General features: G+C 74.8%; 7 protein-coding genes. 4 read left to right on the top strand and 3 right to left on the bottom strand.

Going from position 1 to position 11931, the window contains the following annotated elements; genetic code table 11:
- Positions 1–433: 433 nt before the first annotated feature.
- Complete coding sequence (locus ACH4MY_RS25610; protein WP_398006044.1) at positions 434–1363, top strand: DUF3027 domain-containing protein; 930 nt, start codon at positions 434–436, stop codon at positions 1361–1363.
- A gap of 591 nt (positions 1364–1954) precedes the next feature.
- Positions 1955–5170 carry a sacsin N-terminal ATP-binding-like domain-containing protein gene (locus ACH4MY_RS25605; RefSeq protein ID WP_398006043.1) on the top strand — a complete coding sequence of 1072 codons (3216 nt, stop codon included), beginning with the start codon at positions 1955–1957 and terminating at the stop codon, positions 5168–5170.
- Between the two features lie 68 nt (positions 5171–5238).
- On the opposite strand, the gene ACH4MY_RS25600 is transcribed toward ACH4MY_RS25605, so the two are convergent.
- Both ACH4MY_RS25600 and ACH4MY_RS25595 read right to left on the bottom strand, forming a co-directional pair.
- A complete protein-coding gene (locus tag ACH4MY_RS25600; protein ID WP_398006042.1) occupies positions 5239–5616 on the bottom strand; it encodes a VOC family protein in 378 nt (125 codons plus the stop codon).
- 115 nt (positions 5617–5731) lie between these two features.
- Complete coding sequence (locus tag ACH4MY_RS25595; RefSeq protein ID WP_398006093.1) at positions 5732–6649, bottom strand: EamA family transporter; 918 nt, start codon at positions 6647–6649, stop codon at positions 5732–5734.
- A gap of 260 nt (positions 6650–6909) precedes the next feature.
- Between ACH4MY_RS25595 and ACH4MY_RS25590 the strand changes: the two genes are divergently transcribed.
- Complete coding sequence (locus ACH4MY_RS25590; RefSeq protein WP_398006041.1) at positions 6910–7767, top strand: LysR family transcriptional regulator; 858 nt, start codon at positions 6910–6912, stop codon at positions 7765–7767.
- A 47-nt stretch (positions 7768–7814) separates the two neighbouring features.
- Here ACH4MY_RS25590 and ACH4MY_RS25585 read toward each other — a convergent pair whose 3' ends face one another.
- Positions 7815–10682 carry an FAD-binding and (Fe-S)-binding domain-containing protein gene (locus ACH4MY_RS25585; RefSeq protein ID WP_398006040.1) on the bottom strand — a complete coding sequence of 956 codons (2868 nt, stop codon included), beginning with the start codon at positions 10680–10682 and terminating at the stop codon, positions 7815–7817.
- 51 nt (positions 10683–10733) lie between these two features.
- Here ACH4MY_RS25585 and serC point away from each other — a divergent pair, with 51 nt between their 5' ends.
- A complete protein-coding gene (gene serC, locus ACH4MY_RS25580) occupies positions 10734–11852 on the top strand; it encodes a phosphoserine transaminase (protein ID WP_398006039.1) in 1119 nt (372 codons plus the stop codon).
- The last annotated feature ends 79 nt before the right edge of the window (positions 11853–11931 follow it).

Raw genomic sequence — 11931 nt, 5'->3', positions numbered from 1 at the left:
GACGAACCGTGGCACGACGGTGAAGACCCTCCGGAACGTCCTGAATCCGCCGTCCGCTCCGCCCCACGGACTGTTTCCGGCCACTTTCGCGACCGCCCTCCCGTCCGCCCCCCGGACCTCCCCGGTTCACCTCCCGGACCGTCCGGCACGCCCCTCCGAGCGTCCGTGATCCGGGGCACTTGGGGCGGGCAGGTGGGCTGAGGCCCGCGAACGGGGTAGCGTGCGTAGCGCGTCACCGGCGGAAGCTCTCGGCCGCGCGCCTCTTCGGCATCCCGCAGAATGGATGGCGATAGGTGTGCCCGAGACACGCGAGACAAGTCGGGTGCGCGGACGTCGATGCGGCCCACAGGTCCGCTCCGCCCGCCGCCCGAGGCTTCGCTCCCGCCGCTCGGCCGGCGCACCCGTGAGACGGCGTAGGAGAGAAGCGAGACCTGTGAGTGCTGCGACGACGCGAAGCGGTACCCCGCGTACCCCGCGAGCCACGCGTATCCCCGACCGCCTGTGCGCCGAGGCCGTAGACCTCGCGCGGGAGGCCGCCGAGGAGGCGGCCGCCCCCGGCATCGTAGGGGCACACGTCGAAGTGGTCGCCGAGGGTGACCGCGTCGTCACCCACTACTTCGAGTCCAAGGAACCCGGCTACCGGGGCTGGCGCTGGGCGGTGACCGTCACCCGGGCCTCCCGCGCCAAGAACGTCACGCTCGACGAAACCGTCCTGCTGCCCGGCTCCGACGCCCTCCTCGCACCCGAGTGGGTGCCGTGGAGCGAGCGGCTGCGCCCCGGCGACATGGGCCCCGGCGACCTCCTGCCGACCGAACAGGACGACCTGCGCCTGGAGCCCGGCTACTCGGGCGAGGACACCCCGCCGCCGAACTCCGTGGTGTCGGAGGAGCTGGCCGAGCACCTCGACGTCGAGGACGCCGAGATCGTCACCCGCACCCCCTCCCGGGGCGCGATCGCCGCGGTCGCCGAAGAGCTCGGCATGCGCCGGGCCCGGGTCCTCTCCCGGTACGGCCTCCACACGGCCGCCGACCGCTGGGACGAGGCCTTCGGCGCCAGGACGCCGATGGCCCAGGCCGCGCCGGCCACCTGCGAGTCCTGCGCCTTCCTGGTGCCGCTGGCCGGCTCCCTGAAGCAGACCTTCGGCATCTGCGCCAACGAGTTCTCCCCGGCCGACGGCCGCGTCGTGTCCCTCTCGTACGGCTGCGGCGGCCACTCGGAAGCCGCGATCATGCCGAAGCCCCCGCGTCCGGCACCCCCGGTCCTCGACTCGATGGCGGCGGACGCCTTCCCCCTCCGCCCGGCGAAGGACTCCGGCTCCACGACGGAACCGGACGCGACGTCGGAGGACCTGGGCCACTCGTAACGCCAGGACGCGGCCCGACGCCGCGCCCCGGTCGCCGGCCGCGCCCGCCTCCGCGCGGTCCGCGCACCCTCGTGCGGCCCGCACCTGGCTCGTGCCCCGCGCGGGTCGCGCCCGCCTCGGACTCCAGTGCGGGCCGCGCCTGGCCAGCGCCCCGCGCGGTCCGCGCCCGCCTTCGCCACCCTCGTGCGGGCCACGCCCGCCTTCGCGCACCCACCCCCGTGTGGGCAATCGTCCCGCAGGGCGGGACGGGTGGGCACCCGGGACGACGCCCCTTGCCGGGCCCAGGCTCCTGGTGCCTGGACGTCGCGCTGACGGTGCGGCGCCGTCGTGGGTCGTGCCCACCCGTTCCGCCCCGCGGAACGCCTGCCCACAACCCGGCCCGGTGAGGGCGGCAGCCGCAACCCGGTCCGGTAGGGGCAGGCGGCCGTAACCCCGGACCCGGCCCGGCCGAACGCCTCCGCGCGCCCCGCCCCCCACCGTGCCCCCGCAAGAGCCGTGACCCGGAGCGCGGTACCTTCGGGCACCCGGGCCTGTGGGTCCGGGCCGGACCTCCGGGTTCGGGCAGACCCGGCAGTATCAGCGCCCCGCAGAGTGGAGTCAGACGTGAGCGTCAGCGTCCGGACGACGACCGACGGAACCGATCCCTTCGGCACCGCACGGCTGCGGCGGGGTGTGCTCGACGCCTGGGGCGCCTCGCCCGCCCGGTTCCGGGAGGACGCGAACGCCGAGGAGGACCTCGCCCTCGGCGGCTACCGCGACCGCCTCGTCGTCGAGCTGGCCCAGAACGCCGCCGACGCGGCCCACCGCGCCGGCGTCACCGGCCGCCTGCGTCTCACCCTGCATCCGGCGGATCACGAGGGCCCCGCGATCCTCGCCGCCGCCAACACGGGCGCCCCGCTGGACGCCACCGGTGTGGAGTCGCTGTCGACGCTCCGGGCCTCGGCCAAGCGGGAGCAGACCCAGGGCGCGGTGGGCCGTTTCGGTGTCGGTTTCGCCGCCGTCCTCGCGGTGACCGACGAGCCCGCCGTCCTCGGCCGGCACGGCGGTGTCCGCTGGTCCCTCGCGGAGGCCCGCGAACTCGCCGCGGATTCCGCCAAGTACAGCCCCGGTCTCGGTGACGAGCTGCGCCGCCGCGACGGCCACGTACCTCTCCTGCGCCTTCCGCTGCCCGCCGAGGGCACCGCTCCCGACGGCTACGACACCGTCGTGGTGCTCCCGTTGCGCGACACGGCCGCCCGAGACCTGGCCGAGCGGCTCCTCGCCTCCGTCGACGACGCTCTGCTTCTCACTCTTCCGGGGCTCGCGGAGATCGTCGTGGAGACCTCGGAAGGGGTACGTACCCTCCACCGTTCCGAGGACGACGGCTACGTCCGGATCGTCGACACGGCCACCGGCACCCACCGCTGGCGGACCGTCTCCCACGGCGGCCCGCTCGACGCCGGACTGCTCAAGGACCGTCCGGTCGAGGAGCGCCTGCGCCCCCACTGGTCGGTCACCTGGGCCGTACCCGTGGACGCGGAGGGAGCCCCGCGCTACCCGCGTACGACCCCGGTCGTGCACGCCCCCACGCCCACCGACGAGCCGCTCGGCATTCCCGCCCTGCTCATCGCCTCCCTGCCGCTCGACACGGCGCGCCGTCACCCGGCGCCCGGCCCGCTCACCGACTTCCTGGTGCAGCGCGCGGCCGACGCGTACGCCGAACTCCTCGCGGAGTGGCAGCCGGTGACGACCGCGACGCTCGATCTCGTTCCCGGTCCGCTCGGCAAGGGCCCGCTCGACGGGGCGCTGCGCGAGGCGATCCTGGACCGGCTGCCGAGGGTCGCGTTCCTGGCGCCGGCCGCTCCGTCGGAGGAGCTTCCGGCGCTGCGGCCGATCGAGGCGGAGGTCGTGGAGGGCGCGGGCGCGGACACGGTGGATGTTCTCGCGGAGGTCTTCCCGACGCTCCTTCCGGCCGGTCTGGAGCGGCGTCCGGAGCTCCGGACCCTCGGTGTCGGCCGGGTGCCTCTGACCGAGGCGATCGACCGCCTGGCGGGGGTGGACCGGGCGCCGACGTGGTGGTGGCGTCTGTACGACTCCCTCGCGGGCGTGGACCCGGACCGTCTGTCGGGTCTTCCGGTGCCGCTGGCGGTGCCGGAGTCGGCGTCGGGGCGCGTCTCGGAGCGGTTGGCGGAGCCGGAGGCCGATGCGGACGAGATGTCGGGCTCGGGCGAGCGGGGCCGTATCCGTACGGCCGTCGGCCCTCGCCAGGTCCTCCTTCCGCAGGACCGGACGCCCGCCGAACTGACCCGGCTCGGTCTGAAGGTCGCGCACCCCGATGCCGCGCATCCGCTTCTGGAGAAGCTGGGCGCCCTGCCCGCCACGCCCCGCGCGGTCCTGACGACCCCGCAGGTGCGGGCGGCGGTCGCGGCCTCCCTCGACGCGGGTGAGATCTGGGACGAGGACGCGGAGACGCTGGACGCGGACGAGCTCGTCGAGACGGTCCTCGGTCTGGTCAGGGACGCGGAGCTCGACCCGGGCGAGGAGCCCTGGCTCGGGGCCCTGGCCCTTCCCGACGAGGACGGCGAGCTCTCCCCGGCGGGGGAGCTGGTGATGCCGGGCTCGGCGTTCGCCGCCGTCATGCGCGAGGACGAACTGGCCTATGTCGATGCCGACCTGGCCGTCCGGTGGGGCGAGCGGCCGCTCGCCGCCTGTGGAGTCCTCGCCACCTTCGCACTGGTCCGCGCGACCGATCTGCTGCTCGACCCGGACGAGGTGGAGCCCCGCGAGGGCGACTACCCGGAGCCGGACGACGCCGGGCTCCTCGACGCGGTCGACGTGTGGTGCGAGGACGTCCTCGACCGGCTTCCGGAGTCGCCGGTGCCGCCGGTGGCGACGGAGATCGTGGCCGTACGGGACCTGGACCTGGTCGACGACGACGCCTGGCCGCAGGCCCTCGCGCTCCTCGCGCAGCCGCCGCTGCGGGACGCCCTGACGCAGCCCGTACGGGTGCTGCTGCCGGACGGCACGACGGAGACGGTCCGCTCGTACACGGCCTGGTGGCTCCGTGACCACCCCGTCCTGGACGGCCGGCGGCCGGCCGGACTGCGCGCGGCGGGCACGGACCCGCTCCTGATCGGGCTGTACGACTCCGCCGACGCGACGGGCTTCGAGGACGAGCAGGTCCTCCGGGCCCTGGGGGTGCGCACGTCGGTCGCGGCGCTCCTGGACGAGCCGGGAGGCGCGGCGGAACTCCTGAACCGGCTGGCGGACCCGGAGCGGGAGGTCACGGGCGCCCAGCTGCATGCCCTGTACACGGCGCTCGCGGATCTGGATCCGGAACAGGTGACGCTGCCGGACGAGGTGCGCGCGGTGGTCGACGGCAGGGTGGTCGTGGTCGACGCGTCGGAGGCGATGGTGGCGGACGCCCCGGACCTCCTGCCGCTGGCGGAGGGACTGCCGCTGCTCCCGGTGTCTCCGTCGCGGGCGGCGGATCTGGCGGAGCTGTTCCAGGTCAGGCGGCTGAGCGAGGCGGTGGAGGCGGAGGTCGCGACGAGGGGCGAGGAGCACGAGGTGCCGGACTCGGTCCGCACCCTGCTGGGCCCGGCGACCCCCGCCACGTACATCGAGCACGAGGAGCTCCGGGCGGCGGACACGGAGCTCGACTGGCGTCGCACGCCGGACGGCACGGTCCACGCGTCCACCGTGGAGGGCGTGGCGGCGGGCCTGTCGTGGGCGGCGGGCCAGTGGCCCCGCCGCTTCGAGGTGGCGGCTCTCCTGGAGGACCCGTCGAGGACGGCGGAACTGGCGAGGGACCGCTGGTTCGACTGATTCGACGGGGTGCGACGGGTGCGACTGGTCGGGGCGATGGGGCCGAGGGGTACGGGGGCTCGGTCCCGTCAGTGCTCGACCAGGCAGAACGGGTGGCCCGCCGGGTCCGCGTAGACGCGCCAGCAGCGGGTGCTCCCGCCCGCGTCCAGGAGCGTCGCGCCCCGCGCGACGACCTCCTCGTGGGCGGTGTCCAGGTTCGGTACGCCGAAGTCGAGGTGGAACTGCTGGGGGCGCTCCGGGGCCGGCCAGGTCGGCGGGCGGTGGTCGGGGACTCCCTGGAAGCAGAGGACCGGTCCGCCGGGGGTGTGGAGCGTGGACCAGTTCTCGTCCAGGGACCAGCGGCGGTCCGGCCGGTCGACCTCGCCGCCGAGCACCGCGCGGTAGAACTCGGCGAGCGCGCGGGGTTCGGAGCAGTCGAGGACGACGCACTGCAGTTCGGCGATCATGTGCGGATCCTAGGGTCTGTCGTCACATTCCCGTCGTCGCCCGCGGGGCAGACGGGAATGTGACGACAGACCCTAGGGGGGTCGCGAGCCCGGCCCGATCGGGCGGGCCCGCCGGTCAGCCTCCGGCCGGGATCTTCGCGTCCCTGGGCGTGGGCGTGGCCCGCACCTGGGTCCTGACCGCGCCCATGCTGGCCGCGATCACGAGGGCGATGGCGAGGGCGTCGGTGACCGACAGCGCCTGGCTGAGGATGAGGAAGCCCGCCGTCGCCGCGATGGCCGGTTCCAGGCTCATCAGGATCGCGAAGGTGGGGGCGGGCAGGCGCCGCAGGGCGAGGAGTTCCAGGGTGTACGGCAGGACCGAGGACATCAGCGCGACGGCGAGGCCGAGGCCGATCGTCGACGGCACGAGGAGCTTGTCGCCCGCTTCGGCGATGCCCAGCGGCAGGCTGAGGACGGCGGCGAAGGCCATCGCGAGCGCGAGTCCGTCGGCCTGCGGGAAGCGTCGGCCCGTGCGGGCGCTGAAGACGATGTACGTGGCCCACATCGCGCCCGCCGCGAGCGCGAACGCGGCGCCCACCGGATCGAGGCGGTCGAAGCCGCCGCCGCTGAGCAGGACGACGCCGCCGAGGGCGAGCCCCGCCCACAGCAGGTTCATCAGGCGGCGGGAGGCGACGACGGAGAGGATCAGCGGGCCGAGGACCTCCAGGGTGACGGCGGCGCCCAGCGGGATCCGGTCGGCTGCCTGGTAGAAGAGGACGTTCATCCCCGCCATGGCCGCGCCGAAGGCGACGATCGTGCCCCAGTCCGCGCGGCCGTAGCCGCGGACCTTGGGGCGGCAGACGATCAGCAGGACGGTGGCGGCGAGCACGAGCCGCAGGGTGACGACGCCGAGTGCGCCCGCCCGGGGCATGAGGAGGACGGCGAGCGCCGATCCGAACTGCACGGAGAGTCCGCCCGTGACGACGAGTGCCACGGGGGCGAAGCGGTGACCCGCCAGGCCCTGGACGCGGCTGCCCGTGGGGGCGGCGCCGATCGGCTCCGCACCGGCCACGACCGCCGCCGGGGCCACCTCCTTGACCGGACTGTCCACCGAACCGCTCCTCCACACCGCACACCGGCGCCGTCACACCGACAGCGACACCCTCAACAAAGGTTTAATGAACTGTACTCCTGGTCCAGGATGCTGCACTACCCCTTTCCCGGCCGCCCGGAGCCACTCCGTTCCCCTCTCACGCTACGAGCCCCCGCGCGGCACCGGAAATGCCGATTGTGCTGCGGTTATGCTCCGGACGCATGAGCATCGAGCTGCGCCACCTCCGCTGCTTTCTCGCCATCGCCGAGGAATCCAGCCTCACCAGGGCGGCCGCCCGGCTCCACCTCACCCAGCCCGCCGTCTCACGGACGCTCGCCGCCCTGGAACAGCACCTCGGCGCCCGGCTGGTCGACCGCTCCACCCACCACCTCGCCCTCACCGCCGAGGGCCGCGCCTTCCGGGACCGGGCCGCCGCCGCGCTCGCCGCCTTCGACGCCGCCGTCGACCCGGCCAGGCTGCGCCACCGGCCGCTGCGCCTCGGGCACGCCTGGTCGGCCTTCGGCCCGTACACCACGCCCCTGCTCCGGCGCTGGCAGCGCGAGCACCCCGAGACCCCGCTCGAACTCCTCCGTATCGACGACCGCACCGCCGGTCTCACCCGGGGCGAGGTGGACGCCGCCCTGCTCAGGGGGCCGGTCGACGCGCCGGGGCTGGCCACCGAGGAACTCGCCACGGAAGGCAGGGTCGCCGCCGTCCCCGCCGACGGCCCGCTCGCCGAACGGTCCCGGCTCACCCTCGACGACCTCGCCGGCGGAACCGTCGTCCTCAACACCGTCTCCGGTACGACCACCCTCACGCTCTGGCCCGCCGCCGCCCGCCCGGCGGCCACCGTCACCGTCGCCAACACCGACGACTGGCTCACGGCGATCGCCGCCGGCCGGGGTGTCGGCGTCTCCTCCGCCTCCACGGCGGCGCTGCACCCGCACCCCGGCGTCGCCTACCGCCCGCTGCCCGACGCGCCCCCGCTGCCGGTGGTCCTGGCGTGGCGGGACGCGTTCCCGCACCCGGCGACGGCGGCCCTGGTGGCGATGGCCCGCGAGATCGTCAGCGGGGAGTAGGCGCCGCACCGCCGACGGCGGGACCCACCGCTCCCGGATCGCGGGCGTCATCCGACCCTCCCGGCGCCCTCCTCGATCGCCTCCGCCAGTACCTCCGCCAGGTGCCGCCCCCGCCGGTCCGTCAGGTCGCCGATCTGGGTCCGGCAGGAGAAGCCGTCCGCGAGGACCTCCGCCGCCGGGGCGGCGGAGAGCGCAGGGAGGAGCTGGTCCTCCGCGCAGGCGACCGACACCTCGTAGTGGCCCGGCTCGAAGCCGAAGTTGCCCGCCAGGCCGCAGCAGCCGCCCGCCAGGGCGCCTGTGAGGCCCGCGCGTGCGCGGAGGCGGCGGTCGGCGCCGTCGCCCAGGACGGCGTGCTGATGGCAGTGGGTCTGGCCGGTGACCGGGCGGTCCAGGCGCGGCGGCGCCCAGTCCGGGGCCAGCGTCTCCAGGGCCTCCGCGAACGTCAGGACGGACGCGGCGAGCCGGGCCGCCCTCGGGTCGTCCGGCAGCAGTTCCGGCAGGTCGGTGCGGAGGGTCGCCGCGCAGGAGGGTTCGAGCACCACGACCGGACCCGCGCCGCGCGCCCCGGCCCGCCCCGCCCCGGCCCGCCCCGGCCCCGCCCGCCCCGGCCCCGCCGGCCCCGGCCGTTCCTTCCCGCGCGCCTCCGGACCCCCCTCCAGGACGTCCAGGCTCCGCCGCATCACCCTGCGCGCCGCCCCCAGCTGCCCCGTCGACACATACGTCAGCCCGCAGCACACCCTTCCCTGCGGCAGCGCGACGCCCAGTCCCGCCTCCTCCAGGACCCGTACCGCCGCCCGCCCCACCTGTGGCGCGAGGTGGTCCGTGAAGGTGTCGGGCCAGAGCGTCAGGGCCGCCGGCCGGGTCGAACTCCGGTCGGCGAACCACGAGACGAAGGACTGTTCCGCCACGCGCGGCATCGCCCGCTCCGGTGTCACCCCCGCCAGCCGGGCCGCGAACGGCAGTCCCATCACCGGGTTCAGTGCCCGTCCGAAGACGTCGAGCCAGTGCGGCAGCCGTCCCATCGTCCAGTGCGAACGGGGCCGGCGCAGGACGCCGAGCGGTCCCGCGTAGTGCCGGTCGAGGAACTCGGCCTTGTACGCGGCCATGTCGACGCCCACCGGGCAGTCGCTGCGGCAGCCCTTGCAGGACAGGCAGAGGTCGAGGGCCTCCCGCACCTCCTCCGACCGCCAGCCGTCCGTGATGACCTCGCCCAGCGCCATCTCGTGCAGGAGCCGCGCCCGGCCCCGGGTGGAGTGCTTCTCCTCGCCCGTCGCCCGGTAGGACGGGCACATCACGCCCGGCCCGGAACTCGGGCCGTCCACCCTGCACTTGGCGACGCCCACGCACCGGGCGGCCGCCCTCCCCACTCCCACCAGGGGCAGGCCGGTGAAGCGCAGGCCCTCGTCGAGGGGGCGCGGACGGACCAGCATCCCGGGGTTGAGGCCGCCGTCGGGGTCCCACACGTCCTTGACCGCGCCGAAGAGGCCGACGAGCTCCTTCCCGTACATCCTCGGCAGGAGTTCGGCCCGCGCCTGCCCGTCGCCGTGCTCTCCGGAGAGCGAGCCGCCGTGGGCGACGACCAGGTCCGCCACCGCCTCCGAGAACCGGCGGAAGTCCCGTACGCCCTTCTCCGTCCACAGGTCGAAGTCGATCCGGACGTGGACGCAGCCGTCGCCGAAGTGCCCGTACGGCACACCCCGGAGGCCGAAGTCGGCCAGCAGGGCCCGGAATTCCCGGAGGTACGCGCCCAGCAGTGCGGGCGGGACCGCGCAGTCCTCCCACCCCGGCCAGGCCTCGCCCCCGTCGGGTGTCCGGGTCGCCGTGCCCGCCGCGTCCTCCCGGATCCGCCACAGCGCCCGCTGCCCGGCCGGGTCCTTCACCACGGCCGCGTCGAGCGCGTCCGCCGCCCGGACGAGCCGCCGGGCGGCACCCTCCCCGTCGGCCTCGCAGAACAGCCAGGCCCCGCCCTTCGGCAGCCCGGCCGCGCCGCGTACGAGATCGGCGGCCATGCCCTCCACCGTGAGCGGGCCGTACGGAAGGAGCCCCGCCGCCGCCTCGGCGGCCGCGCTCTCGTCGGCGTACCCGAGGACGACGAGCACGGGGTCGGCGGGCAGCGGGACCAGTCGTACCGTCGCCTCCGTCACCACTCCCAGCGTGCCCTCGCTGCCGCAGAACGAGCGGGCCACGTCCACGCCCCGCTCCGGCAGCAGCGCGTCGAGGGCGTAGCCGGAGATCCGGCGCGGCAGCCCCTCCGGATAGCCGGTCCGCAGCAGTGCGAGGTTCCGTTCGACGAGATCGAGCAGTCCGGGCGGCGCGCCCCGCCCCTCGCGGCCGAGCGTCAACCGCCCGCCCCGGTGCGTCACCACATCCAGCGAGCGCACGTTGTCCGCCGTGGTGCCCCAGGCGACCGAGTGCGCCCCGCAGGCGTTGTTGCCGATCATGCCGCCGAGGGTGCAGCGGCTGTGCGTCGACGGGTCCGGGCCGAAGGTCAGCCCGTACGGCCGCGCCGCCGCCCGCAGCCGGTCGAGGACGAGCCCCGGCCGGACCACGGCCGTCCGCGACTCCGGGTCCAGGGAGACCAGATCCGCCATGTGCCGTGTGAGGTCGAGCACGACGCCGGTGCCGGTGGCCTGGCCCCCGATGGACGTACCGCCGCCGCGTGCCACGACCGGCGTCCCGTGCGCCCGGCACACCTCCAGGACCGCCGCCACGTCGTCGGCGTCCCGGGGCGCGACCGTACCGACCGGAATCCGGCGGTAGTTGGAGGCGTCCATCGTCGCCAGGGCCCGCGCCGAGGCCGAGAAGTCGACCTCTCCGGCGACGGCGGCGCGCAGCGCGGCGGCCAGGCCGGCGGACCTTGCGGCGCGTTCCTCGTCTGTTCCCACAAGGCCAGGATGTCTCAGTCCTCGTCTCATCGGGCGGACATCCGGCGACCGGCCCCTTCCCGACCCGATACTCTCCGCCTCGTGGCTGATATCCAGATTCCCGCTGACATCAAGCCCGCCGACGGCCGTTTCGGCGCGGGCCCCTCCAAGGTGCGTACGGAGGCGCTGGACGCCCTGGCCGCCACCGGCACCTCTCTCCTCGGCACGTCCCACCGCCAGGCTCCGGTCAAGAACCTGGTCGGCGAGGTACGTTCCGGCATCCGTGACCTCTTCTCGCTCCCCGAGGGCTACGAGGTGATCCTGGGCAACGGCGGCTCCACCGCCTTCTGGGACGTCGCGACCCACGGTCTGATCGAGCGGAAGTCGCAGCACCTCACCTTCGGCGAGTTCTCCTCCAAGTTCGCGAAGGCCGCCAAGCTGGCCCCGTGGCTGGCGGAGCCGACCGTGATCTCCTCCGACCCGGGCACCCACCCGGAGCCGGTGGCCGAGGCGGGCGTCGACGTCTACGCGTACACCCACAACGAGACCTCCACCGGTGTCGCCGCCCCGATCAAGCGGGTCGCCGGTGCCGACGCGGGCTCCCTCGTCCTGGTCGACGCGACCTCCGGTGCGGGCGGCCTCCCGGTCGACATCACCGAGACGGACGTCTACTACTTCGCCCCGCAGAAGTCCTTCGCCGCCGAGGGCGGCCTGTGGCTGGCGGCCTTCTCCCCGGCCGCCCTGGAGCGGGCGCAGTCGATCCACGACTCGGGCCGGCACATCCCCGAGTTCTTCTCGCTGACGACGGCGATCGACAACTCGCTGAAGAACCAGACGTACAACACCCCGGCGCTGTCGACCCTCTTCCTGCTCAACGAGCAGCTGAAGTGGATCAACGGCCAGGGTGGCCTCGACTGGGCCGTGGCCCGGACGAAGGAGTCCTCGGACGCGCTGTACGGCTGGGCCGAGGAGTCCAAGTACGCGACGCCGTTCGTCACGGACGCGGCGAAGCGCTCGCAGGTCATCGGCACGATCGACTTCGCGGACGAGATCGACGCGGCGGCGGTCGCCAAGGTGCTGCGCGCGAACGGGATCGTGGACACCGAGCCGTACCGCAAGCTGGGCCGCAACCAGCTGCGGATCGCGATGTTCCCGGCGATCGACCCGGCGGACGTGCGCGCCCTGACGGCCTGCGTCGACTACGTGATCGAGAAGCTGTAACACCCTGTCGTACGCGAGGCCCGGCGTCGGACGTGTCCGACGCCGGGCCTTCGTCGTTCCACCCGACGGCCCCGTGGGG

Source organism: Streptomyces sp. NPDC017246, from assembly GCF_044331325.1.
Taxonomy (GTDB): Bacteria; Actinomycetota; Actinomycetes; order Streptomycetales; family Streptomycetaceae; genus Streptomyces.
Note: the sequence above shows the minus strand (reverse complement) of the source record. Positions and strands in the feature narration are given on the sequence as shown.

What these genes read in the sequence shown, in the direction of transcription:
- ACH4MY_RS25600 (WP_398006042.1), bottom strand. Translation starts at nt 5,616, where the DNA reads ATGATCGCCGAACTGCAGTGCGTCGTCCTCGACTGCTCCGAACCCCGC.
- ACH4MY_RS25590 (WP_398006041.1), top strand. Translation starts at nt 6,910, where the DNA reads ATGAGCATCGAGCTGCGCCACCTCCGCTGCTTTCTCGCCATCGCCGAG.
- ACH4MY_RS25585 (WP_398006040.1), bottom strand. Translation starts at nt 10,682, where the DNA reads ATGAGACGAGGACTGAGACATCCTGGCCTTGTGGGAACAGACGAGGAA.